This is a genomic window from Erysipelothrix enhydrae (assembly GCF_035066605.1).
GTDB lineage: Bacteria > Bacillota_I > Bacilli_A > Erysipelotrichales > Erysipelotrichaceae > Erysipelothrix > Erysipelothrix amsterdamensis.
Map to the genome: position 1 here is coordinate 502,868 of NZ_CP125807.1, position 23,837 is coordinate 526,704.

At 36.9% G+C, this 23,837-nt stretch carries 26 protein-coding genes; 5 read left to right on the forward strand and 21 right to left on the reverse strand.

Going from position 1 to position 23,837, the window contains the following annotated elements; all coding sequences use genetic code 11:
* Window positions 1-156 precede the first annotated feature (156 nt).
* The 10 genes from LLS04_RS02550 to LLS04_RS02595 all read right to left on the reverse strand — a co-directional run bounded on the left by LLS04_RS02550 (window position 157) and on the right by LLS04_RS02595 (window position 9,746).
* A complete protein-coding gene (locus LLS04_RS02550) occupies window positions 157-1,284 on the reverse strand; it encodes a DEAD/DEAH box helicase (RefSeq protein ID WP_323611744.1) in 1,128 nt (375 codons plus the stop codon).
* Window positions 1,285-1,362: 78 nt separating this feature from the next.
* Complete coding sequence (locus tag LLS04_RS02555) at window positions 1,363-2,250, reverse strand: SPFH domain-containing protein (RefSeq protein ID WP_003774413.1); 888 nt, start codon at window positions 2,248-2,250, stop codon at window positions 1,363-1,365.
* A gap of 1 nt (window position 2,251) precedes the next feature.
* Window positions 2,252-2,695, reverse strand: a complete 444-nt coding sequence (locus tag LLS04_RS02560; RefSeq protein WP_323611745.1) for an NfeD family protein — start codon at window positions 2,693-2,695, stop codon at window positions 2,252-2,254.
* Window positions 2,692-3,072: a hypothetical protein gene (locus LLS04_RS02565; protein ID WP_013853417.1), complete on the reverse strand. Its 381-nt coding sequence runs from the start codon at window positions 3,070-3,072 to the stop codon at window positions 2,692-2,694. Before LLS04_RS02565 ends, LLS04_RS02560 begins: the two co-directional genes overlap by 4 nt.
* 119 nt (window positions 3,073-3,191) lie before the next feature.
* Window positions 3,192-3,743: a haloacid dehalogenase-like hydrolase gene (locus LLS04_RS02570; protein ID WP_323611746.1), complete on the reverse strand. Its 552-nt coding sequence runs from the start codon at window positions 3,741-3,743 to the stop codon at window positions 3,192-3,194.
* Window positions 3,744-4,346 (reverse strand): 3'-5' exonuclease, encoded by a 603-nt coding sequence (locus LLS04_RS02575; RefSeq protein WP_323611747.1) that lies wholly within the window; start codon window positions 4,344-4,346, stop codon window positions 3,744-3,746.
* A 117-nt stretch (window positions 4,347-4,463) separates the two neighbouring features.
* Window positions 4,464-6,320, reverse strand: a complete 1,857-nt coding sequence (htpG, locus tag LLS04_RS02580; RefSeq protein ID WP_323611748.1) for a molecular chaperone HtpG — start codon at window positions 6,318-6,320, stop codon at window positions 4,464-4,466.
* Window positions 6,321-6,452: 132 nt separating this feature from the next.
* Complete coding sequence (locus tag LLS04_RS02585) at window positions 6,453-8,009, reverse strand: ClC family H(+)/Cl(-) exchange transporter (protein ID WP_323611749.1); 1,557 nt, start codon at window positions 8,007-8,009, stop codon at window positions 6,453-6,455.
* Between the two features lie 95 nt (window positions 8,010-8,104).
* Window positions 8,105-8,686: a hypothetical protein gene (locus LLS04_RS02590; protein WP_323611750.1), complete on the reverse strand. Its 582-nt coding sequence runs from the start codon at window positions 8,684-8,686 to the stop codon at window positions 8,105-8,107.
* A 55-nt stretch (window positions 8,687-8,741) separates the two neighbouring features.
* Window positions 8,742-9,746: a glycosyltransferase gene (locus LLS04_RS02595; protein WP_323611751.1), complete on the reverse strand. Its 1,005-nt coding sequence runs from the start codon at window positions 9,744-9,746 to the stop codon at window positions 8,742-8,744.
* Between the two features lie 134 nt (window positions 9,747-9,880).
* Between LLS04_RS02595 and LLS04_RS02600 the strand changes: the two genes are divergently transcribed.
* From LLS04_RS02600 to LLS04_RS02620, 5 genes are all read left to right on the forward strand, one after another.
* Window positions 9,881-10,384: a transcription repressor NadR gene (locus LLS04_RS02600; RefSeq protein ID WP_323611752.1), complete on the forward strand. Its 504-nt coding sequence runs from the start codon at window positions 9,881-9,883 to the stop codon at window positions 10,382-10,384.
* 68 nt (window positions 10,385-10,452) lie between these two features.
* Window positions 10,453-10,962, forward strand: coding sequence for a hypothetical protein (locus LLS04_RS02605; RefSeq protein WP_323611753.1), 510 nt, complete (start codon window positions 10,453-10,455; stop codon window positions 10,960-10,962).
* A 37-nt stretch (window positions 10,963-10,999) separates the two neighbouring features.
* A complete protein-coding gene (locus LLS04_RS02610) occupies window positions 11,000-11,353 on the forward strand; it encodes an arsenate reductase family protein (RefSeq protein WP_003774392.1) in 354 nt (117 codons plus the stop codon).
* The gene (locus LLS04_RS02615) at window positions 11,353-12,072 is read left to right on the forward strand and encodes a YaaA family protein (RefSeq protein WP_323611754.1); all 720 of its coding nucleotides are present in this window, start codon (window positions 11,353-11,355) and stop codon (window positions 12,070-12,072) included. The genes LLS04_RS02610 and LLS04_RS02615 overlap by 1 nt, the downstream gene beginning before the upstream one ends.
* Before the next feature lie 91 nt (window positions 12,073-12,163).
* Window positions 12,164-13,129 (forward strand): NAD-dependent epimerase/dehydratase family protein, encoded by a 966-nt coding sequence (locus tag LLS04_RS02620; RefSeq protein ID WP_323611755.1) that lies wholly within the window; start codon window positions 12,164-12,166, stop codon window positions 13,127-13,129.
* Window positions 13,130-13,164: 35 nt separating this feature from the next.
* Here LLS04_RS02620 and LLS04_RS02625 read toward each other — a convergent pair whose 3' ends face one another.
* The 11 genes from LLS04_RS02625 to LLS04_RS02675 all read right to left on the reverse strand — a co-directional run bounded on the left by LLS04_RS02625 (window position 13,165) and on the right by LLS04_RS02675 (window position 23,776).
* A complete protein-coding gene (locus tag LLS04_RS02625) occupies window positions 13,165-13,950 on the reverse strand; it encodes an NUDIX hydrolase (protein ID WP_323611756.1) in 786 nt (261 codons plus the stop codon).
* Window positions 13,951-14,011: 61 nt separating this feature from the next.
* Window positions 14,012-14,695 carry a 50S ribosomal protein L1 gene (gene rplA, locus LLS04_RS02630; protein ID WP_003774385.1) on the reverse strand — a complete coding sequence of 228 codons (684 nt, stop codon included), beginning with the start codon at window positions 14,693-14,695 and terminating at the stop codon, window positions 14,012-14,014.
* Between the two features lie 6 nt (window positions 14,696-14,701).
* The gene (gene rplK, locus LLS04_RS02635) at window positions 14,702-15,124 is read right to left on the reverse strand and encodes a 50S ribosomal protein L11 (RefSeq protein ID WP_013853423.1); all 423 of its coding nucleotides are present in this window, start codon (window positions 15,122-15,124) and stop codon (window positions 14,702-14,704) included.
* A gap of 144 nt (window positions 15,125-15,268) precedes the next feature.
* Window positions 15,269-15,691 (reverse strand): GNAT family N-acetyltransferase, encoded by a 423-nt coding sequence (locus tag LLS04_RS02640; protein ID WP_323611757.1) that lies wholly within the window; start codon window positions 15,689-15,691, stop codon window positions 15,269-15,271.
* 103 nt (window positions 15,692-15,794) lie between these two features.
* Entirely contained in the window at window positions 15,795-17,774 is a 1,980-nt protein-coding gene (tkt, locus tag LLS04_RS02645; RefSeq protein WP_323611758.1) for a transketolase, read from the reverse strand.
* Window positions 17,775-17,876: 102 nt separating this feature from the next.
* Complete coding sequence (locus LLS04_RS02650; RefSeq protein WP_323611759.1) at window positions 17,877-19,544, reverse strand: phospho-sugar mutase; 1,668 nt, start codon at window positions 19,542-19,544, stop codon at window positions 17,877-17,879.
* A 62-nt stretch (window positions 19,545-19,606) separates the two neighbouring features.
* The gene (locus LLS04_RS02655) at window positions 19,607-19,873 is read right to left on the reverse strand and encodes a phosphocarrier protein HPr (RefSeq protein WP_003774368.1); all 267 of its coding nucleotides are present in this window, start codon (window positions 19,871-19,873) and stop codon (window positions 19,607-19,609) included.
* Between the two features lie 70 nt (window positions 19,874-19,943).
* Entirely contained in the window at window positions 19,944-20,399 is a 456-nt protein-coding gene (locus LLS04_RS02660) for a 23S rRNA (pseudouridine(1915)-N(3))-methyltransferase RlmH (protein WP_323611760.1), read from the reverse strand.
* Window positions 20,396-21,499 (reverse strand): S1C family serine protease, encoded by a 1,104-nt coding sequence (locus LLS04_RS02665; RefSeq protein ID WP_323611762.1) that lies wholly within the window; start codon window positions 21,497-21,499, stop codon window positions 20,396-20,398. The genes LLS04_RS02660 and LLS04_RS02665 overlap by 4 nt, the downstream gene beginning before the upstream one ends.
* Window positions 21,496-22,224, reverse strand: coding sequence for an MBL fold metallo-hydrolase (locus LLS04_RS02670; RefSeq protein WP_323611763.1), 729 nt, complete (start codon window positions 22,222-22,224; stop codon window positions 21,496-21,498). The genes LLS04_RS02665 and LLS04_RS02670 overlap by 4 nt, the downstream gene beginning before the upstream one ends.
* 16 nt (window positions 22,225-22,240) lie before the next feature.
* Entirely contained in the window at window positions 22,241-23,776 is a 1,536-nt protein-coding gene (locus LLS04_RS02675; RefSeq protein ID WP_323611764.1) for a M23 family metallopeptidase, read from the reverse strand.
* Window positions 23,777-23,837: the final 61 nt, after the last annotated feature.

A 23,837-nucleotide genomic window follows, 5' to 3' on the forward strand; every position in this document is an offset into this window, starting at 1 on the left:
AATCATGATGAACTTTATATCTGAGAATGAGGTTTCGAATAAAACCCCGATACTCATATAAGACACAGGTTTTGAAAGATAGGTCTCCACGATAAAACTTTTTACACCTTAGCCGCTCATAACACAGGTTACAGAGCGCTTCATTTTTCGAACCGATTAATGAGTCGAGAACTGGCTTGACTCCAATTTTTTCAAAACAGATGTCGCATGATTGTTCGCATTCACAAGAGCACGTTTTGATTTTATCAATGATGGTGTCAATTCGAGAAAAAAACACATACACACTCCTTTCACAGGATTAATACCCCGTTCGACACGACCTGCAATTTGAATTAAAGATGCTGTATCAAAAATTGGGTGATCAGCATAAAGTACAAACACATTACATTTTTTGAACGTAACACCCCGTTCCAAAACCGTAGTACAAACCAACACACCCCCAAACTCTCTAAAGTGGTTAAGATATACCTCACGGTTTTTGGTCTGCGAGGTGATTGAAGGCACACCTAAAAGAAGCGAAAGGACTCTAGCGATTCTACGAGTCGGTACAAAAATAAGAAGATGGTCTTTTTTTATTCTTCGATATTTAATCATCATTCGTAGAAACGGAAAACATGTTTGAATATAGATTGGTATTGGTAACAGTCTTCCACTTGGTCGAAGTGATGCATAGAGATGCTTGACGTCCTTAGAATGACACAGTTCTTCTAAAAGTTGATTACAGGTTGCACTGAGATAAACAATACGTCCCTTACATGCATAAATCACAAACCTAAGAAGCAAATCATTATTCGCAAATGGGAACGCGTCCGGTTCATCTAAAATCAACAGATCAAACTGCTTCGAATATCGATAGAGCTGATGTGTTGTGCAAATCACGAAAGGAGCTACAACATCATTCGTTCTTCCACCACAAACGCAAGCTATTTTAAGTGTTTTGAAATAAGACTTAAATCGTTCAAAAAGTTCCAGAACAATCTCCCTTCTTGGAACGGCCCAGCATACACATTTTCCATCCTTAAGAGTCTTCTCAATTAACGGCAGACAAATCTCTGTCTTTCCAGCTCCACATACCGCTTCAAGAAAAACATCATTATGTTCAACGAGCGAACATAAACGTTTTGCGATGCCCCTTTGATAAACAGTCAACTCAAAAGGTATTGTACATATACTCTCCTGGACAAAATCATCACATTCATCGAGATCAACGAGATACTGACTGTAATAAAGGCACCGCCTACATGCTCCATTTTGGATTTTCAAGCCGCATCGATCACATTCCATATTAATCACCCACTAATAATTATGTGTTATCCCAAAATAAGCCTATAAAGAAAACCACTCTGAGAGCGGCTTTCTTTATTATTTAATGATTTCTTTACCAGCTGCTAAGACAGAAGCTAAGTTTTGCAAGTCAGAAGGAACAATAATTTTTGTTGCCTGACCATTTGCTGCTTTTTCAAATGCTTCAAAACTCTTAAGTTTTAGATAAGCACTGTCTGGATCAATTGTTGATAACAAAATTGCACCTTTCGATTGAGCATCGAAAACACGTTCCATCGCTTGAGCTTCACCTTCTGCTTCAGTAATCATCGCTTCTTTATGAGCTTGAGCACGGAGTACTGTCGATTCTTTTTCACCCTCAGCAATAAGAATTGCAGAGCGTTTTTCACCTTCAGCACGTAAGATTGACTCACGACGCTCACGTTCAGCACGCATTTGTTTCTCCATTGCTTCTTGAATATCACGTGGTGGAATAATATTTTTAACTTCAACACGTTGAACTCGAATACCCCATGGATCCGTTGCTTCATCTAAGATTGCTCTCATCTTGGAGTTGATAATGTCTCGTGACGTTAACGTTTGGTCTAATTCTAAATCCCCAATGATATTACGAAGCGTTGTTGCTGTAAGATTTTCAATAGCATTGATTGGATTATGAATACCATATGTATACAATACGGGATCAGTAATTTGGAAATATACAACCGTATCAATTTGCATCGTAACGTTATCTTTAGTGATAACCGGTTGTGGTGCAAAATCTTGAACACGTTCCTTAAGCGAAACCTTATTCGCAACACGGTCAACAAACGGAAGAATTAAATGCATTCCCTTATCAAGTGTATGACTATAGGCACCTAATCGTTCTACAACATATGCATTTGATTGAGGAATTACACGAATGCAATATCCTATAATTATTAATACTAATGCTAAAATTACTAAAAATAAAATTATTCCTGGCATGTTAAGCCTCCTCTACACTTTTCACAATTAATTTTACACCCTCAATAGCAATAACTTCAACCCGTGTATGTGCTGAAATTGTAGATTGATGCGCAGTTGTGGCAGACCACTCTTCGCCATGAACCTTGATTTTTCCCCATGAATCTTGGTTGATTTCTTCATTCAGTATAAACTGACGGCCAATTAGACGATCTGCATTCGTCGAAACGACATTCCCTCGTAAGAGATTTTTTGTCATTGGGCGAATCATAATTAGTGCCGCAACACTTACAATAGCGAAAACCGCTAACTGTACCGCTACATTATCTGTTAAAAATGTTGTACCTAGTGCTGCAAGCGCACCAAATGAAAACCAAAGTGAAACTAAATTTCCTACCGTGATTACTTCAAGCACCAACATCCCTAAACAAACAATTAGCCATACCCAATCCATCGTTAATGTCATAGTATCACTCCCTCTTCATTTAGTGATGACAAATCAAATGTTAAAACACGTTCCTTTTTGTCATAATTCGCAATTACCTTTTGACCGTCAAGATTTTTCCCTACCTTAGCGGAGATTAAATCACACAACGCCTTATTATTAACTTTCGCATATCCTTTACCAATTGAAATTTTATGCAAATTCTCAACTGGATATACATTCAGTTCAAGATCGCGTTTTGTAACTGGCTTGATGCCTACCTGCCCATCTTTCGAAAATCCTACCAACACATATTGGCTGTCTTTAAAGTGAGATGAAGCATTTTGATTTAATGTTAAACTTTTTTCAGTCAAAGTCACAACTTGAAGTTGTGCATTTCCTGTTACCCATTCAAACATAGCGACCTCCTTTACTTTTCAAATTATACCACTTATTTCACTAATTTCAATATTTTCACCAATAATAATTGAAATAAAAAAAACTGACTCTCTTTTTAGAAAGAAAATCAGTTTTCTGTTTACCAAGGTTTAATTGTATCTCCATCAACAAGATAAGCATGCTCTGCATATTGTGCTAAAGGATCATCTGAATATGAATCCGAATAAAATGCCTCCATCAGACCCAAATCATAGTGTGCTTCCATCCGAGCAACTTTTTCAGCGCCCCAACAATTATGCTTCAGATTTTTTCCCGTACTTGGATCAACCACTGAAGCGATCAACGCAATCCCTAATTCATCACAAATAGGTTCAAGCATAAATTCTGGTGAAGCTGAAATTATTAAATCATCATCACGTTTTTGCTCTAGATACCATGGCTTAATTTTTTCACGGTGTCCATCCCAAAACTCTAAAACGCGTTTTTTTATATCTGGGATTGCTGTAAAGTACTCATAAAATACCGTTTTCATCTCGGTCTTATCAATCTTTCCACGTTTGTAGTCAAGAGCAGCTTTTATCTGACGTGGCAAAAATTTGATGATGGATTTATCACGCTTAAGATTGTATTTATAGAAATCCATGGAACTGTCACCATCATAGATGGTTTTGTCGAAATCATAAACATTCATTCACTCTACCCCCTTCTCTACTGGATAAACTTGCGGTGCTTTTTCTTTTTGAATTTGTCGCAATCGTTTGTATTTATCTTTCATTTTTATATAGACTTCTGCCGTTTGAAGACAGTCTTCTGAACCACGATGACCTACTAATCGCTCAACATCAAAATAAGTACATAAAGTTTCCAATTTATGGTTCCTAGAATCTTTATTAAGAAGTCTTGAAACGCGGAGTGTGTCAACGTAATCATTATGCATACGAAGTCCAACGGTTTCGAGATAAGCATCATAGACAAGACCATAATCAAACATGACATTATGACCCAAAATAACATCCGACCCAATAAAATCGACGAATTGTTTAATCACCTCATTAATTTTGGGTGCGCTTGAAACCATCTCCTCCGTAATTCCCGTGAGTTCTACCACGAAAGGAAGAATCGAATTATCTGGTTTCACCAATGTGGAAAATGCATCGACCTGTTTATAGTTTCGATACTTTATAGCACTTAATTCCGTTATGTCTTCAAACTTATTACTACGTCCTGTTGTTTCTAAATCAATTACCGTGAAATTAGGAACAAATTTCAGTAGATTTTCTCCTACACTTCGCATTACAAATCCTCTTTTTCTAAATCTATTGTAGCACAATCATTCTAAAACCACAGAATTTTATTATTCTCATTATAAGAGAAACCCCTTCATTAAACACAAAGGGGTTTTGTAGAACATTTATTTTGTGGATGCAACCATTAAGTCCGCAACACGTTTTGAGAATGTTACAGGGTCTTTGATTGGTAGTCCTTCAATAAGACATGCTTGATCGTATAGGATTGTTGCGAAATCACCGAGTTCATCCGGTTTCTCTTGATGCACACGCTCCAGAGCTTCCAACAATGGGTGTTCAGGGTTAATTTCTAAAATGCGTTTTGCCTTCACGCGTTCGCCTTGATCTGGAATTGCATTCAATACTTTCTCCATCTCAAAGGATACACCCTCTTCACTTACAAGACACACTGGATGATTTACAAGTCGTGTAGACAATGTTACATCATCAACTTCATCTTTCAATGTTTCTTTTAGTGCTGTAATTAAATCTTTGTGACTTTCTTTTTTCGCTTTAATTGATTTTTTAGTTTCTTCATCAACTAAATCTAAGTCTCCTTGATTAATAGATTTAAAGGCTTTTCCCTCGTACTCTCTTAACATTTGAATTGCAAATTCATCAATTTCATCAGTGAAGTAGAGTACTTCATATCCTTTAGAAACAACAAATTCCGTTTGCGGTAAATGAGCACATTTCGTTACATTTTCGCCTGAAACAAAGTAAATTTCTTCTTGATCCTCTTTCATACGTTCCTTATACTCTTTGATTGATACAAGATCTTCACCATGAGAACTCTTATAGAGAACAAGATCTTTTAGTGCATCACTCTTCGATCCATATGAAGTATAAATTCCGTATTTAATGGATAGTCCAAAATTAGTCCAAAATGATTCATATGCCTCACGATCATTTTTCATCATCAATTCTAATTCGCTTTTAATCTTCCGCTCGATACGTTTTGAAATCGCAGCAAGTTGACGGTCATGTTGTAAAATTTCACGAGATATATTTAGATTTAAATCCGGTGAGTCCACAAGACCACGTACAAATCTAAATTCTTCCGGAATTAAGGACTTATTATGATCCATGATAAATACGCCACGACTGTAAAGTTGGAGTCCCGGTTCAAATGATTGAGAGTAGAAATCCATTGGTACATGTTTAGGGATAAATAATAACGCATCAAAGGAAGGATTACCTTCGACTTTCATTTGAATCGTTTTAAATGGATCATCATAATCATGGAATTTATCTCTGTAGAATTGATTTAATGCTTCTTCAGTCACATCATTTTTAGAGCGTTTCCAAATTGGTATCATTGAGTTTAAGACTTCAGTCTCGCCTTCAACTTTCATTTCAATTGGATAACGGATGTAATCAGAATACGTTTTTACTAAGTTCTTAATCGTGTATTCATCAATAAAACGTTCATAAAATTCATCATCCGTATTGTCTTTAATCTTACAAATAATTGTAGAACCATGTTTTTCACGTTCTGCTTCTTCAATCTTAAATCCGTTTAAACCATCAGAACTAAATTTATATGCTTGTTCTTCTCCATAGGCTTTTGAGATTACATCCACATGATCACTTACCATGAATGCAGAATAAAATCCGACACCAAATTGACCAATCACATCGACCGCATCATCACCTTCTTCAAGTGCCTTCTTAAAGGCGTGAGAGTCACTTTTCGCAATTGTACCAAGATATGTTTCCAATTCTTTCTCGGTCATACCAATACCGTAATCATGAATTGTTAGGGTACGGTTTTCCTCATCCAATTCTATTTCAATCTTCAAATCTTCTTTATTAATTTCAATTGAAGTATCTTGTAAAGATTTGTAGTAAAGTTTATCTTCCGCATCACTCGCATTTGAAATTAATTCTCTTAAGAAAATTTCCTTATTCGTATAGATAGAATTAATCATTAAGTCTAGTAGCCTTTTTGATTCAGCTTTAAATTGTTTTGTTCGAGCCATTCTATTCCTCCTTAGCACTCTTATACCTTAAGTGCTAATATCATATCGCATTCTCGTATTTTGTCAACGGGTTAGAGAATATTTTTAGTTCTTAATTCGTATTACTAAATATGTATACAAAAAAAACCAGTCCTAAGCTGGTTTTTTTGTTGAAACTTGGTCTAAAAGTTTCTTCCGTACTTCTGCACTAGAACTCAAATCCGTTAAAATTTTCAACGTATCTCCCGCAAGAATAATCGTATCTCCGTGTGGAATCAATTCATGTTCTCCACGTCCAAGCCCGGCTAACAAACATGACTTCGGCCAAAAGACGTCACGTACCATACACCCATCAAGTGCACTTTCCACATGAACACATACCTCGATAATCTCTTTTTCACCGGTGATGTTGGGTGCACGTTCCCCCGCAAGTCGTTCTAACATTGCTTCATATACAGGTTCACCGCCACATAAATCAGAAACAACATAGGCAACCAAAGATACCACCGCAATCGGCATTAGTTGGTCAAAATTACCAACCATTTCTGTAATCAACACAATTGCAGTAAGTGGTGCTTTTCCGATTGCTGTAAAGTAACCTGCCATGGCAATCACGATAAATGACTTCAGAAATGTGGGATCTAAGCCAAACTTTGAAATCAAAAAAGAACCAAAAATGGCACCTAACAGTGCCCCAAGTGAAAGAATTGGTAAAAATATTCCTCCAGGAAGACCAGAACCATATGAAACCATTGAGAAAATAAATCTAAGAATAAAAATTGAAATAAGCACAGAAAGTCCGAATGGATTTTCCACAAGTATATGAATAATATCACTACCACCACCAATTAAGTGTGGATAAAAGAACCCAATTGGAATAACAAGAACAAAAGGGATGACACCATAGAAATGTGCTGGGACTTTTTTTATTTTATTGTAAACAGTAGGAACCCAAAGCACTATCTTTTGGTAAATAAATCCCGCAACACCTAAAATCAAACCTAATACAATTATAAATCCATAATGCTTTAACTCAAACGTCTGTAAATGACCAAAAGATAATATTGGACTCAGCCCAAAGAAATAGAGCGAAATAAAATTTGCAGTTGTTGTTGCAGCAAGGGTTGTTAAAAGCACTAATGGTGAAAAATTATGATGGACCTCTTCCAAAACAAAGAGAAGTCCCGCGACAGGAGCATTGAACGCAGCCGCAAGACCCGCTCCCGCACCACTTGAAACTAGAACCTTTTCAGACATCGTGTTTCCCTTGAAGCCCTGATTAACACCTTGTCCCACTGCAGCACCCAACTGAATCGAAGGTCCTTCTCGTCCTAAAAAAAGCCCTGAACCAATTGACAAGACCCCGGCGATACCTTTTCTTAAAATAATAGAGAGCCAATTCATATGCATGACCCCTAACATTTGACCTTCAATTTGCGGAATACCGCTCCCTTTAATCATTGTGTCTTTTTTAATAATAAAACCAATTCCAATCGCAAGCACAATTGATGCGAACACCCAAACAAATATCCACTGTGGATGAATGCGTAACAGCGCATAGGCAAGTTTCACATAACCTAATAATTCCTCTATCAAATACCGAAACAAACTTACAATAAGTCCAGCAAATACACCGACCACAATTCCTTTTCCAATAAATTCCAGACGTGTTTTATCAAAATAATTTAAAATATCTTTTTTTCTTTCCAAATCAACAACTCCCAACTTTTCATCATTATCATACGCTTATGAAGTTTTCCTGACAAGAATAAAACAAAAAAAATAGATACGAAATTGTATCTATTTTACTGAATCGGTTTTCGATAATTAGTGATCTCAATATATTCCATACATCCTGAATCGACATCGAATTTGAAAGTGCTTTTTGCTTTTTTATTATGTTCGAAGGTGATGTTTTTAAATCGGGCATTCTCATCTTCCTTAAATTCACCTAATTGTTCAATAATTTGTTCTTTAGGTGTTTCAAATGTAATACCTTCATGTACAACAATATCAACCGGATCATCGTAGTAGGACTCTCGATTTTCTGCACTGATAGATGCAACCAGAGTTTCTTCTAAAAGTTTTTCCTCATCTGCGGGATTAAAAAATGCAATCCAGATAATATTACGGTCTTTACGTAAAGCATAACCATCTGTATAACTATTGGAAGCGAGCGTTATCGTATCAATATCTATAGTTGGTTCCCATCCATCTTCAAATAAGGTTTGATAAGATACAGGAAGTTGATAATCTTTGCCTCCTAATTTAAATACAATGGTTTCATAGGTATTCACCGGTGGTTTAATGACTTCAGGTTCTTCTGGAGTCTTTGTACACCCTGTTAAAATAAGCAATAAAACTAAAACAGAACTTAGACGTTTCATATGTTCACCTCATTATTGTCATCATATCATAAGTTTGATTTTACGAAAAGATATCCTACTTCTTCTCCAGAACATTTGAATAGATACGTTTTAATTGTTCTCCAATAGCACCGATACTACGCGCTTTCGCAACATGGTATCCTTCTGCTGTTGTGGCAGGCAACTGTTGATCGAGACAACCTCTAATAATTCGGATAAAATCATCATTCGTCTCGCCCTTATAACAGTTCTCCCCATCCACAAGCCATGGATCGTATACACCAATATTTCGAACGAGCGTTTGACAACGTGCAGCAAGTGCCTCTAATACTACAATACCCTCAGTCTCTTCATATGATGGGAAAAAGAACATATTTGCGCACATGTATGCCCCTTCGATAATATCTCCTGAAATATAACCTGGAAGCATTACATTATCCGGCTTATTTTTAATCGCATCACGAATTTTTTGCGTAACACTTGCAAGAGGAGTGTGGCCAAACCATATAAACGTGACCTCTGGCATATTCCGAGCAACTTCCATAAAATCAGGCAGTCCTTTTCGCTCAAAATAGAGTCCTACAGAAACGACTACTTGTTTTCCTTCTTCAATCTTAAAATAATCTCTAAATGCTTGAACTTTATCATCTGAATATTCAAAGCGACTCAAGTCAATTCCATTTGAAATATCTTCAATTGGAATTGTAATGCCATACCCCTCAAGAATGCGTTTAGAATAAGGAGTTGGAGTGAGAATATAATCTCCTAACTTATAACTTGAAACGATATGCTTTTTAAAAAGCGGAGCGAGCTGATTTGAAAACATAAATGAATTACGGAAGTCTTCTTCAGTAGAATGCGCATGATAAACAACTTTTTTTCCCATTCTACGTGCCTTACGTGCAAACTTACGCGCCCCAAAATCCACAGTATTAATATGAACCAAATCATAGTCATCTTGGATATTTGTTGTAAAGTCAACATGAGCTTCCGACAAAGCACGTACTTGATGCTTCATTGCACGTCCAATTCCCGATTTACTAAATGCCTTTTCGCCCTTTTGATAGAGTAATATTTTCATGATAAACCGCCTTTGTCTTTTGTACTCTAAGCCTATCATTGTGATCATAACCTGTCAATAAAGCTTCGTGTGTAAGCTTGCTCTTTCAATTTAGAGTCTCATTCGTTACAATAAGTAAAAAGAGGTGATTTTATATGCATGGTGATTTACGACGCACACAGATTATTACAAAATTGTTCGATTCGGAACATGCGATTAGCGCAAATCAATTCGCAAAGACATTTAATGTATCACGACAAATAATTGTCGGGGATATTGCACTTTTAAGGGCACAAGGACACAACATTGTTGCGACAGGTAAAGGATATCTTATAAATCGCATTGATGAGAACATGAAAATCTATACACTTGCGATGCAACACAGTCATTACGATACACAAAAAGAATTAGAGATTTTCATTAAACACTACGCACATGTTTTGGATGTCACCGTTGAACATCCCGTCTATGGTTCCCTTACCGGTCAATTGGATATTCGAACTTATGAAGATATTACACTTTTTATGAACCAAAAACCTGAACTTCTCGCTTCACTTACAAATGGTATCCACCTTCATCGCATTGCAATTTCTAAAGAGCACTACCCCGAACTCATGATTGATTTAAAACAACATGAATTTCTCTATGAAAGTAACTAAGGTGTCTTGACACCTTTTTCTTTTACCACTACAATACCTTTAGGTGTCAAGACACTTTGGAGGACCTCATGAAATCTGTTCGTAATCTTAGTATCACTGCTCTACTCATCGCACTCGGAATTACTATACCTATGTTTATGCCTAAAATCATCATACCGCCGGCATCCTATACACTCGCAAGTCATGTTCCATTATTCGTTTCAATGTTTATATCACCTGCTGTTGCACTTGCTGTAGCTTTGGGGACAGGAGTAGGTTTTTTAATCTCTACGCCATTTATCGTTGCGGTCCGTGCTTTCTCACACTGTGTGTTTGCTTTACTAGGATCACTTTATATACAAAAAAATCCAGACCTTATCAAGCATAGAAAAAAATGCATCAGTTTTAATATTATTATTGGTTTCATTCATGCAACCGTTGAATGTCTCGCCGTTACCTCATTCTTTTTTACTCAAGCCCCTACTTCTGGTTCTTACTTTACGATAGTCTTTTTGGCGGTTGGTGTTGGCGGTTTTATCCACAGTCTTATCGACTTTTCAATTGCATCCACAATTTTAAAACGTATTCCTTTAAAATAATATGTTATCATTAACATATATTTAAAGGGAGGTTCTTATGAAACCATTATTTATCTACTATCCTAAATGTTCTACATGTAAGCGTGCCGTAAAATATTTAGAAGAAAACAACATCGATGTTGTTTATCGCGACATGATGCTTGAGAATCCAACGAAAGCAGAATTAAAAGAATGGCTCCAAATTAGTGGCTTACCCATCAAACGATTCTTTAATACATCAGGTATCGTTTATCGCGAAATGAAGTTGAAAGATAAACTTCCGGAAATGAGTGATGACGAAGCACTTGAATTACTCTCAACGACAGGTCGTTTAGTCCGAAGACCTATGTTAATTGGCGATCACGGTGTATTTGTTGGCTTTCATGAAGAGATGTATGAGACATTAAAATAATGATTATTCTCGTATCACCAACTAAAACACAAAAAGAGAATTCTCAAGATAACCTTGAGAATTCTCTTTTTCCCGAAATAAAGTCAGAGCTTCTTGCTTCACTTCAATCATTTACGCGCGATGAGATTAAAAAATCAATGCGTGTTTCTGATAAAATTGCGGATACCGTTTACCACAACTATCAAAACTTTTCAGAAACGACACCTGCGATTTTGTCCTATCAAGGTTCTTCTTTCAAAAATATGAATCGAGAACTTTGGTCACACGATGATTATCAAGAGGCTCAAAAACGTCTCTACATTTTCTCCGCACTCTACGGACTCTCTAAGTGTTCTTCTGCGGTTGGACGCTATCGCTTCGATTTCCTGATGAAACTTAACATAGATCCGTATCAAATATGGAAACAGCCGATCACAGATTACCTTAATGAGTTAAATCAGCCCATTGTGAACCTAGCCTCAGGCGAGTATAGTTCAATGATTGATGTGAACACTTTAAGTGTGCCGATGATTACCTTAGATTTTAAAGAACAAAGTGACGATTCCTATAAAACCAAATCGACCTATGTTAAGATTGCTCGTGGAAAAATGGTCTCATACCTCATTCAAAATCGTATTCAAACATTCAATGACATTAAAAATATTTCGTTTGATGGTTACACATTCAATAAAACCTTATCTACAGACAAATCCTATATATTTACCCGAAAAGAAAGTTAAGACTTTCTTTTTTTATACTATATTTCATCATACTTTTTCAAACATGTCCAAACGAAATGCTACACTGTATTTGAAAGCGAGGGTTATGTTTATGAAAAAAGTATTTGTTCTCGGTGGCACTGGATTTCTTGGTTATCATACAGTTTGCGAACTACTAAAAAGGGGGTACCAAGTCAAGACAATGTCTCTACCTCCAATGCCTTCTGAAAATCTATTTCCAGATCATGTGGAGAATCAATTAGGAGATATCAATCAAATGAGCGACTCCGAAATTGTAGATATGCTTTATGATATTGATGGATTTATCTATGCTATTGGCGCTGATGAACGATGGTTACCGGATGCACCTTCTTATCGTTCATTCTATCAAGCCAATGTTATCCCCACACAGCGAATTGCGCGACTCGCAGTTGAGGCAGGTGTGGAACGATTTGTGTTATTTGGATCTTACTTTTCTGAATTTGCAGAACGCCTTCCGCAGTACAATTTAAGAAACCAGGGTTATCCTGGTACACGTTTACTTCAAGAGCAGATTGCCTTTGCAGAAGGGGAAGGTGCCATGCGGGTCACAAGTCTTAGACTTCCCTATATTTTCGGAACTATGCCTGGGCGAACACCCCTTTGGAAGATGTTTGTAGACATGGTGTGCGATCAACCAGTATATCCTATACACAAAGGGGGAACTGCGGTAATTACCGCTACACAGGTCGCAGAAGCCGCAATAGGGGCTCTTGAAAACGGAATCCATCGCTCAACATACGCAATCTGCGATTCGAACCTTAAATACGAAGACTTTTTCCAAATGATCGTTGAGACATTAAACCAAGATACAAAAATACAGGTTGTAGATTACGAGTCCATGCGCGATCGATATGTCGCGGCAGACCAACATGCTGCATCTGAAGGAAAGGAACATGGAATCCATGTTGAGATATCACAAAAAATGCAAGAAGAAGATCTCTATCTCGACCCAAATGAAACCATGTCCACGCTTAAATTTAAACCTGAACAGGATATAAAAGCGGTTATACGCGAAACACTGCGTCATTGCTTATAAACAAAAAAGACAGCTTATAAATACCAGCTGTCTTTTTACATGCTCTGGATGATTTGTTTAACTTCAACCATCCCCATATTAATGTCTTCTATTTCATCTTCCGCAATCCATAAGACTGAGGACGCAGCAGGTTCTGAAAAGTCACCTGACACTTCAAAAACCAGATTCACATAATGGACTGTTTTATGAAACTCTGGAAGTTCTACAATATCTTCCGCAATCCCAATAAAATAAGAATCATCGATATCATAACCAGTCTCTTCTTTAACTTCACGTTCCAAGGCTTGGTAAATTGTTTCATTCAACATTTGACGTCCGCCCACTAGGTTATGTGCATCATCGAAAAGAATACCTTTATCAGAACGTATTAAAGCACTAACTCTAAACGTCAATTCATGCCCCTCCATGATCGTATAACTCATATCCTTGGAAGTTAACGAATTTGGCTCTACATTACGATACTCATAAAAATCAAAATCCTCTGCTCTAATAAAAGGGAGCCACTCATCTGGGTAATTGCCCTCTTCAACAACCATATAGGATGTTTCATCACTGAGATCATCTACTTCAGCGATTAATACAAAGTTATGTGCATGATCATAATCTCGTCCAAATGATTCACCAATGCCCATAAACTCAAGATTCGAAATGTCTTGATTATATGATTCCTTAACCAATCGTTGTGCACAATCTTCAATTCGCTCTTTATACTGTAACACACCTTGAATTGGCTGAAGGTTTCGATCAAACAAGTACTTTTCTTTATATTTAATGAGCACTGTAACGATAACACAGTATTCTTTCTTAAATTTTAAGTCCATAATTACTCCTTATTGATATAGAAAAACCGGTCAGAGACCGGTTTGTTTAATTTAACATAAATTAGTCGATTGAAACTTTGATTCCAGGACCCATTGATGTTGAGATTGTAAGGTTTTTAATAAAAGCACCCTTAACAGCAGCTGGACGTGATTTAAGAATTACGTCATGTAATGCGTTAAAGTTTTCTTCTAATGCTTCATCTGTAAATGATGATTTACCGATAATTGTGTTAACGTTTGATTCTTTATCAACACGGTATTCGATTTTACCTTTTTTGATTTCTTCAACAGCTTTAGTGATGTCCATAGTTACTGTTCCAGTTTTAGGGTTTGGCATTAAACCTTTAGGTCCTAATACACGACCAAGTTTACCAAGCTCACCCATCATATCTGGTGTAGCAACGATAATATCAAACTCGAACCATCCTTTTTGGATTTCTTCAAGAATTTCTTTACCACCAACAAAATCTGCTCCTGCATCTTTTGCTTCTTGTTCCTTAGCGCCTTGAGTTACAACCAATACCTTTTGTGAACGTCCTGTTCCATTAGGTAATACCATTGCACCACGGATTTGTTGATCGGCATGACGAGGATCAACATTTAAACGGTATGAAACTTCGAATGTTTCATCGAATTTTGCGAAACTTGCTTCTTTTGCTAATTTGATTGCTTCAGAAATTGAGTAAACTTTTGAGCGATCCACTAATTCATTAGCTTTAACGACGTTTTTTGATTTTTTAGCCATTATACTCTAGTCCTCCATTCCTTCAATAGCAATACCCATATTACGTGCTGTACCAGCAACGATGTTCATAGCACCTTCGATGCTATTTGCATTTAAATCGGGCATTTTATATTCAGCAATTTCACGTAATTGATCTGCTGAGATTGTAGCAACAATGTTTGAATTTGGCGTTGCTGATCCACTCTTAACTCCAGCAGCTCTCTTTAATAAGATAGCAGCAGGTGTTGTTTTTAAGACAAAATCAAATGATTTGTCATCGAATACTGTAATTTCTACAGGTACGACGTCTCCTGCACGATCTCTACTTTGATCATTGAACGCAGTACAGAATTGAGGCATGTTAATACCAACACCAGCTAATGCAGGTCCTGGTTTAGCGCCACCGGCAGGGAATTGTAGTTTAACTACTCTTGCAACTTTTTTACTCACGAGACATTCCTCCTTATGTGTGTTTGTCTGTGCTGTGGTTAAATGAATGGTTGCATCACTCTCCCACATTACAAAAGCCTTTTTACAGGCTTATATATTTTACATCTTACACTTGTCTAAGTCAAGCGTCATTTTTGAGGACGATTATAGGACTTCCGGCCAAACCATCGTATGTTCTGTTGGGCCATCATTATGCGTCTCCACCACAACAAATCCCTCACGTTTATAAAAACTTTGTGCTCTTGTATTTTGATCATAAACATTAAGTGTGAGTTCATCATAACGTGTTTTAATATAATCAAGAAGTTCTTTACCGATGCCCTTATTTCGTGAATCTTTAGAAACAAAAATTCCCGCAAGATAATATCCTTCCATCACTCCCGCAAATCCTTCAATGACACCGTCTTCAACAGAGACATAGATATTCGCATGCTCCATCATCTCTTTCACACTATCATAATTATCGTTCCAAAACGCAGCATCCACAAATGAATGAACCTTTAAATTACATTTTAACCAAATCTCCATAACTTGATCTATTTCAGGAATTTCCATATAACGTATCATCTACGTACACCTCTTCTCTTTATATCTATTATACCTATTTTTTAATACGTCGCACGCCTCTTTAAGAAAAAAAAGATGTGAGCGCTGCCCACATCTTATAAAATTATTTAAGTATTGATTTTACCGTTTCAGATACATTATCCACTGTAAATCCGAATGCTTCAAAGAGTTTCGGTGCTGGTGCAGAACCACCAAAGTGATCCAAGGTTACATAAGCACCATCAAGTCCGATTAGTTTACCCCAACTTAGAGATGAACCCGCTTCAACGGCAACACGAGCACGTACTGCTGATGGAAGCACAGATTCTTGATATTCTTTGCTTTGTTCTTCAAAAAGTTCAATACATGGCATCGAAACAACACGAACACCGATATTTTCTTTCTCCAAAGACTCAGCAGCTTCAATTGCAAGTGAAACCTCGGATCCTGTAGCCATAATAATCGCATCAATCGTTTCAGCGTCTTTCACAACATAACCACCTTTAAGTGCATTAGCACCTGACATTTCAAGTTGTGGTAAATTTTGACGAGAAAGAATCAGCCCAACAGGTGTTGTTTTCGATGTAAGAGCTAAAACCCACCCGTATGCAGTTTCAATTGCATCCGCTGGTCGGAATGTATAGAAGTTTGGTAATGAACGTAACATAGTAAGTTGTTCAACCGGTTCATGTGTAGGTCCATCTTCCCCAACACCAATACTATCGTGAGTTAAAACGTAAGTTAATGGCAAGTTCATAAGTGAACTTAAACGAGCCATTGGTTTTAAGAAGTCTGAGAACACAAAGAATGTTGCGACATAAGCCTTAAGCCCACCATAAAGCACAATACCATTACCCATCGCAGCCATTGCATGTTCACGAATACCAAAATGAATATTACGTCCCGCAAAATTTTGTGATGAGAATGAATCTTCATCATTCATATTTGTCATATTTGAAGGTGCTAAGTCCGCTGACCCTCCAAAAATATTTGAATATTGATCTTTAAGACGGTTAATCATCATACCGGAAACATTTCGTGTTGCCATTGGTTTGTCTTCAAATTCAAACAATGATTTATTATTTGTTAGTTCTTCTACAGTAATATCTGTAAAATCTTGATCTAATTGTTTTGCTAATTCTGGATAAGCATTTTTATATGAATCCATCATTGCATTCCATGCATCTTGTGCTTTCGCACCTTCAGCAGCAATAGCACCAAAGTGTTCGTACACTTCTTCAGGAACATAGAATGGTTCCAGGCTTGGGTAATTCACAAGTTCTTTAAATGCTTTGATTCCTTCCTCACCAATTGGAGCACCATGTGATGAGGCAGAACCTTCTTTAGGTGTACCGAAACCAATCTTAGTTCGGATTTCAATAAATGAAGGTTTATCAAGATTTAATTTAGCTTCAGTAATTGCAGCATTAATTGCTTCGATGTCATTACCATCTTCAACCACAAATGTGTCAAAACCATATGCTTCATAACGTGCACATACATCTTCATGGAATGAAAGATCTGTACTTCCTTCGATTGTGATGTTATTTGAATCATAAAGGACAATCAAGCGACCTAAGTTCATTGCGCCTGCAAAAGAAGATGCTTCACTTGTAATTCCTTCCATCATACAACCATCACCTGAAATAACGTAAGTGAAGTTGTTGAATACATCGAATCCGTCTTTGTTGTATTTCGCTGCAAGGTGTTCTTGGGCCATTGCCATACCAACTGCTGTTGATAAACCGGCACCTAAAGGACCTGTTGTAGCTTCAACGCCATCCGTATGACCATATTCTGGATGACCTGGTGTTAAAGAGTTAAATTGACGGAAATTTTGTAAGTCTTCTTTCGAAACTTTATATCCAAACACGTGTAGTAGTGAGTAGAGAAGTGCCGATCCATGTCCTGCTGACAGAACAAAACGATCTCTGTTGATCCATTTAGGATCGGCAGGGTTAAAGTTCATATGATTTGCCCACACAGTATATGCCATGGGTGCAGCGCCTAAAGGCATTCCAGGATGACCTGAATTTGCTTTTTGAACTGCATCTACAGATAACACACGAAGTGCATTAACTGCTAAGTTTTCAATATTATTCATAATTTATATGTGCTCCTTCTTTTTCATATATAAGATACATGATTTCAGCGAATATATCAATGTACCGCTTACGCCTTAAAAAGACATAGCACAACATATTTTTTAATCGAGTTGCGCTCTTTCATTAATATCTTTTTTTAGTGCTTCAAATTTTAAGAGTGATTCTTCAATTGTTTTACCTACAACGCAATAGTAAAACTTACATTTTGGTTCCGTACCAGATGGTCGAATTGCAATCCAAGATCCATCTTCAAGGCTATACTTAATAACATTCGATTTTGGTAATGTTAAGCTTTCACCGTTTGAACGTGATGATGTTAAATAATCATCTCGGTAAAGAACCTTAATTCCCGCAAACGCTTCGATATTTGATTCTCTAAATGTTGTTAGGATTTCTTGAATACGATTTAAACCCTCTTGTCCGGATAACGTAATTGCTACTTGTGTTTCATGATACGCACCATGTCTGTCATAAAGACCGTTTAAAACATCAACGAGTGTTAAGCCATGATTTTTGTAATAGTTTGCCGCTTCCGCAACCATCATACATGCTTGCAAGGCATCTTTATCACGTACAAAATCTGCGAGAAGATAACCGTAACTTTCTTCATAACCAAAGACAAAATTAAAGTCACCCACTTTATTGTGATTTTCGATGCTATCACCAATGTATTTAAAACCCGTTAATGTTTTCTCTACATTCACCCCGTAAGATTGCGCAATTTTTTCTCCTAAATCGGAAGTTACGACAGTATTAAACATAATTGGATTTTCTGGCATCGTTTCTTTTTCGATTCGCGTTGCATAGATATATTCTTGAAGTATTGATCCGCCTTGGTTTCCTGTAAGATAAACATACTCATCGTGGTGCTTAACCACAATACCCATACGGTCCGCATCCGGATCACAACTGAGTACAAGATCTGCATCCTGTTTTACCGCATATTCAACGGCTAAATCATAGGATGCCTTTTCCTCAGGATTCGGAGTTTTTGTATTACTAAAATTAGGGTCATAATTACTTTGTTCCATTACAGGAATAACATTGTATCCTGCATCCGTTAAGATATCCGGTACAAGTGGATAGGATGTTCCATGTTGCGATGTAAACACAACCGATAAGGTCTTTTCTTCCTCTGGACGCAATTGAATTGAATGAATTGCATCTTTATAGGTTTCATCAAAATCAGCTTCCATATAAGTAATCATTGAACGATTACCCTGATTGATATCCACTTTAGTTTCATCGGGTTCTTCATTGATGAGGGAAATCACTCGAGCAATCTTGTGATCTACCAATTGACATCCATTTTCATCGTATACTTTATAACCATTGTATTCTTTAGGGTTATGACTTGCTGTAATAACAATTCCACCAACACAGTTTAACGTTCTTACCGCAAATGATAACTCAGGTGTTGGACGTGGTTGCGAAAAGATGTAACTTTTAATCCCGTAAGTTGATAACACCATCGCACTCACATCCGCAAATTCTTTAGACATATGACGGTTGTCATACGCAATCGCTATTTTTAATTCTTGATCTTTAAATGTCTCAACTAAGTATTTCGCAAATCCCACACTTGCTTTCGCTACCGTATAAACATTCATGCGGTTAGGTCCGATTCCTAATAACCCGCGCATACCTGCAGTACCAAATTCTAATGACTTATAAAAAGCGTCATGTTTTGTGCTTTCATCCATAGTTTGCATTGCTTCCTCAATCCATGAATAATCGCGAGCCAACTCATTCCATCTATCTAATGACATAATTCCCTCCTGCATAAAAAAAATAGAAGATTCTCATCTTCTATTTTATTCTAATTATAAAATTAAGCAATTACTTTTTGTGCTTTTAGTACTTCTTCAATTGTAGCGATTGCATCATCTTGATCTTCGCCTTCAGCAGAAATAACGATTTCTGACTGAGTTGGAATTCCTAATGACATAACGCCCATGATTGACTTCATGTTTACAGCTTTACCTTTGTAGCTGATTTTGATTTCGCTCTTGAATTTGCTTGCTGCATTTACTGCTACGGTTGCAGGACGTGCGTGCAATCCAACAGGATCGATAACTGTTACTGTAATCTCTTTCATAAGTATAACCTCCTACTTTTCATTTCAATTTTATACTATTTTAAAGATTAATACAATGATTAGTCTTTTTTTACTTGTGATATGGATGATTTTTTGAAATCATAAAAAACCGATACACTTGTTCATACAACATAAGACGGACAAGTTGATGTGGAAAAGTAAGGTTTGAAATCTTCCAACGATAGTTAGAACGTTCTCTGATTGATTGGTTTACACCGTGAGAACCACCAATAATAAATGTGATTGGCTTTCCCATATCGATGAGATCCATAATCTTTGCACTCATCGAAACGGAATCTAAATCTTTTCCACTTAAGTCCATTAAAACGACATAGTCACGATCATCGAGTTTCTCAAGTATTCGTTGACATTCATCCTCAATGATACTTGTAACATCAGTTTTATTAGAATTTACGAGTTCGATCATCTCGACAGAATGTATGGGCTTAAGACGTTTCTCATATTCTTGAATCAGTGCTTGCATTGGTTTTTCTTTAATTTTTCCAATTGCGATAATTTTTATCACTGCAATGTTACCTCTACCTCGTGAATTTCTCCATTACGATTTATCGTAAGTTTAACAGTATCGCCTACTTTATGTGCATAAAGTTCACGTCTAAACTCACGGTAACTTGAAATGGCTTTACCATTAATATGGGTTAAAATGTCTCCCTCTTTAATGTCTGCTTTACGTGCTGGGCCATTTTGTGTTAACTCAGCAATAAAGACTCCCGCATTCACGTCTGAGGGAACTTTATAGTAATTCTTTAAGAAAGGGTTCATTTCAGAAACGGAAACACCCGAAATTCCAATAACAGGATACGAAACTTTTCCAGTTTCTTCGATTTGTTTAATAATTGGTACAACTTCATTGACAGGAATTGAGAATCCCATCCCTTCAACTTGAGCCGAAGAGAGTTTCATGGAGTTAATTCCAATCAATTCCCCATTCATATTTACAAGTGCTCCGCCACTATTTCCCGGGTTAATTGCAGCATCTGTTTGCATTACAACCATATCCCAATCTGGATTGCGGTCACCATTTAAGTCAACTGGGACTTTACGATCTTTTCCAGAAATAACTCCAAATGTTACGGAGTTTGCGAATTCTAAATCTACTGGACTTCCGATAGCGAGAACAAATTCCCCCACCTTAACAACAGAAGAATCCCCAAGTTTCATTGGTTTCACATCAGAATCAGTTTCTACTTGAAGAAGGGCTAAATCGGTAAATGGATGCGCACCTAATAGTTTCGCTTCGACTTTTTCACCATTTGAGAATTGAACATAAAATTGATCGCCTTTTTCAGTTACGTGATTATTGGTGATAATATGAATCTTACCACCTTCATTTTTGTACACAACTCCTGATCCGCTTCCAGCCAATTGTCCACCTTGTACATTTAGTACACTGACAACTTGATCCCTAACGTTTTCAACAACTTTCGTTGGATCTGACTCAAACTCGGTTACGACTTTTTCAACAGTCTTTCCATCTTCGGTCTTTTCTGTGACTATAGGACGATTGTTTAGCTCGTAGACTTGATAGGTAAGAAATCCGTTCCACGCAAGTAAAATAACTAAAATTCCAATAAATGTATTTTTAAAACCTTGATCTTTTTTCATATTTGATATCCTCCAATTACAATTTCAAATTGTTTAGCGACATTGAATTCAATCCCCTCATTATCAACCAATTCACGTACGGTTGATAGGGCTAAATATTCATCATTAGCTTCCGAACTAAGATGGGCTAGTAAAATTTCCTTTGTTTTTTCCGAAACAACTTTTGATAACAGAACACCTGCTTCTTCATTAGACAAGTGACCTGTATCCGATAATATCCGACGCTTAATGGCGTAGGGACGATTGGTTTGCATTAATAATTCAGGATCATGATTACTTTCCAGGATGTAATAATCGGCATCTCTGATCAATTCAAAATCCTGTTCACGAATGTAACCCGTATCGGTAATATACACAAGTTTACGACTCCCGTCATCTACAATATATCCTACTGAATCATCCGCGTCGTGAGATGTTTTCACTGCCGTGATTATAAACGGTCCAACGTGAAAGGGTATATACGGTTCTACCTTTGTATGGTTAAACACAACCTCTGAAGGACAGTAGATTTGATGGTGAGAAAAATGTTTCAATTGACTGGTATGATCGCTATGATCATGTGTAATCAATACACAATCCACATCATCAAATGTTAGTTCTAGCGATTCAAAACTTTGTTTGAGATAACGCTTTGTGGTTCCACAATCAATCATAATTCGAACCCCATGCGATTCCACAAGACAACAGTTCCCTTTAGAACCGCTTGCAAGCATTGAATATTTCATAAACATCTTCCTTTACCTAACATCCCATTACGGTGCATGGGTCTACCCGCACGCCGTGATAACGGAACTCTAAATGAACATGAGGCCCATAAGTTGTACCGGTCATACCCATATATCCAATATTATCACCACGTTTTACAAGATCGCCAACATTGAAGTAAGGACCTGTAGCCATATGTGCATAAAGTGTAGTGTAGCCATTACCGTGATCAATCACAATATGATTTCCCCAACCACTTCCACATCCATAATTTCCTTCAAAACAACCACTTACAGTTTCCGAAACAACACCTCGGTCAACTGCATAAATTGGACCAAATCCTCCACCATTGAGGACAAAATCGGTTCCATTATGGTTGTAGTAACACGAATTTCCATAGACACATGAAATATTTGCGTTATCTAACGGCCAACGATAGTTCCCCGATCCAATCCGTGGTTCAACCTTCGTACCATAGCGAACTTTACCACGTATAGGCTCTTTCGTTACTTGAGTCCGGATTTCTTCCGAAGACTTCGGAGCACCGTTCACAATTACATCTTCATAAACCACATCTCGCTTACCATTTTGTTCCACAACATCCACAACTTCTTTCCCTTCAGATAATTCCGGGTCTGATTCGTAGATTGTTGACTCGGGATAAACAACTTCTGAGGTCATTCGTTCTCGAGTGATTTTAACGGTAAAAGGAGAATTAAACTTACTTACTCGAAGTTTCGATCCAACCTCAAGTACCTGGTTTACATCTTTAATTATATCACTATTTATATATTTTATTTGATTTGCATCCATACCTTTATGCCAAGCAATCCCTGCGATTGTGTCATACGGTTGAACTTCATAAATTTCAACTTTTGGATTATATCCATAACTTAGAAAGGTTAAAACATCACTTTCATTCATAAGAATATTTTCTTTGGATGTCAATCCTTTGCTAATTTGAACTGTTTCTTCTACTTCCACATTAACATCATGCGTTCCATAATCCTTAATACTTTCAATTTTGCGATTGTTTTTCATCGCATCAAATGTTTTGTCATCTGTAAAGTTTCGAATAAAGGTATCACGGGCTTTGTTGAAGTCATCGATATTCTTAACATAAATGATCGCACCGTTAGAGAATGTAACTTGATTTACTTCAATCGCAAACAGTTTTTCATCATAGAGATATTGAAATATTTCATCATCACGATCTTCATAGTGATTAAAGCTCAATTCTTTAACGAGAATTAAGTCATCGATAAAACCTAGCTTTGAATCTGGGAATTCTGATTTATATTCTTCTTCGTAAACCTTATCAAACATCTTATTTAATTTCGAACCGTCGCTGATAATGCCCACTAGTTTTTCGTCACGATAAAGTTTTGTGACTTCAATGGATTTATCAGACTTTCCTTCAGACTCTTGTGGAAAGATTGATGTAGATGTGTCGGTTAATTTGTATAAATCCACAACACTCGTATTCGCACTCACTGTTTCGATTGCATACGCAATAAGTACTGAGACTATAAAAGTTATCAGGATTAATTTCAGTTCTTTATGTTGCTTCATTAGACCAACTCCTTTTGGAAAGCACAAACGAGACCGTAATCTCGTTTATACTTCGATTTGA

Coding starts and splice junctions, on each gene's coding strand:
- LLS04_RS02550 (WP_323611744.1), bottom strand. CDS start 1,284: ATGGAATGTGATCGATGCGGCTTGAAAATCCAAAATGGAGCATGTAGG.
- LLS04_RS02555 (WP_003774413.1), bottom strand. CDS start 2,250: ATGCCAGGAATAATTTTATTTTTAGTAATTTTAGCATTAGTATTAATA.
- LLS04_RS02560 (WP_323611745.1), bottom strand. CDS start 2,695: ATGACATTAACGATGGATTGGGTATGGCTAATTGTTTGTTTAGGGATG.
- LLS04_RS02565 (WP_013853417.1), bottom strand. CDS start 3,072: ATGTTTGAATGGGTAACAGGAAATGCACAACTTCAAGTTGTGACTTTG.
- LLS04_RS02570 (WP_323611746.1), bottom strand. CDS start 3,743: ATGAATGTTTATGATTTCGACAAAACCATCTATGATGGTGACAGTTCC.
- LLS04_RS02575 (WP_323611747.1), bottom strand. CDS start 4,346: ATGCGAAGTGTAGGAGAAAATCTACTGAAATTTGTTCCTAATTTCACG.
- htpG (WP_323611748.1), bottom strand. CDS start 6,320: ATGGCTCGAACAAAACAATTTAAAGCTGAATCAAAAAGGCTACTAGAC.
- LLS04_RS02590 (WP_323611750.1), bottom strand. CDS start 8,686: ATGAAACGTCTAAGTTCTGTTTTAGTTTTATTGCTTATTTTAACAGGG.
- LLS04_RS02595 (WP_323611751.1), bottom strand. CDS start 9,746: ATGAAAATATTACTCTATCAAAAGGGCGAAAAGGCATTTAGTAAATCG.
- LLS04_RS02600 (WP_323611752.1), top strand. CDS start 9,881: ATGCATGGTGATTTACGACGCACACAGATTATTACAAAATTGTTCGAT.
- LLS04_RS02605 (WP_323611753.1), top strand. CDS start 10,453: ATGAAATCTGTTCGTAATCTTAGTATCACTGCTCTACTCATCGCACTC.
- LLS04_RS02610 (WP_003774392.1), top strand. CDS start 11,000: ATGAAACCATTATTTATCTACTATCCTAAATGTTCTACATGTAAGCGT.
- LLS04_RS02615 (WP_323611754.1), top strand. CDS start 11,353: ATGATTATTCTCGTATCACCAACTAAAACACAAAAAGAGAATTCTCAA.
- LLS04_RS02620 (WP_323611755.1), top strand. CDS start 12,164: ATGAAAAAAGTATTTGTTCTCGGTGGCACTGGATTTCTTGGTTATCAT.
- LLS04_RS02625 (WP_323611756.1), bottom strand. CDS start 13,950: ATGGACTTAAAATTTAAGAAAGAATACTGTGTTATCGTTACAGTGCTC.
- rplA (WP_003774385.1), bottom strand. CDS start 14,695: ATGGCTAAAAAATCAAAAAACGTCGTTAAAGCTAATGAATTAGTGGAT.
- LLS04_RS02640 (WP_323611757.1), bottom strand. CDS start 15,691: ATGATACGTTATATGGAAATTCCTGAAATAGATCAAGTTATGGAGATT.
- tkt (WP_323611758.1), bottom strand. CDS start 17,774: ATGAATAATATTGAAAACTTAGCAGTTAATGCACTTCGTGTGTTATCT.
- LLS04_RS02650 (WP_323611759.1), bottom strand. CDS start 19,544: ATGTCATTAGATAGATGGAATGAGTTGGCTCGCGATTATTCATGGATT.
- LLS04_RS02655 (WP_003774368.1), bottom strand. CDS start 19,873: ATGAAAGAGATTACAGTAACAGTTATCGATCCTGTTGGATTGCACGCA.
- LLS04_RS02665 (WP_323611762.1), bottom strand. CDS start 21,499: ATGAAAAAAGATCAAGGTTTTAAAAATACATTTATTGGAATTTTAGTT.
- LLS04_RS02670 (WP_323611763.1), bottom strand. CDS start 22,224: ATGAAATATTCAATGCTTGCAAGCGGTTCTAAAGGGAACTGTTGTCTT.
- LLS04_RS02675 (WP_323611764.1), bottom strand. CDS start 23,776: ATGAAGCAACATAAAGAACTGAAATTAATCCTGATAACTTTTATAGTC.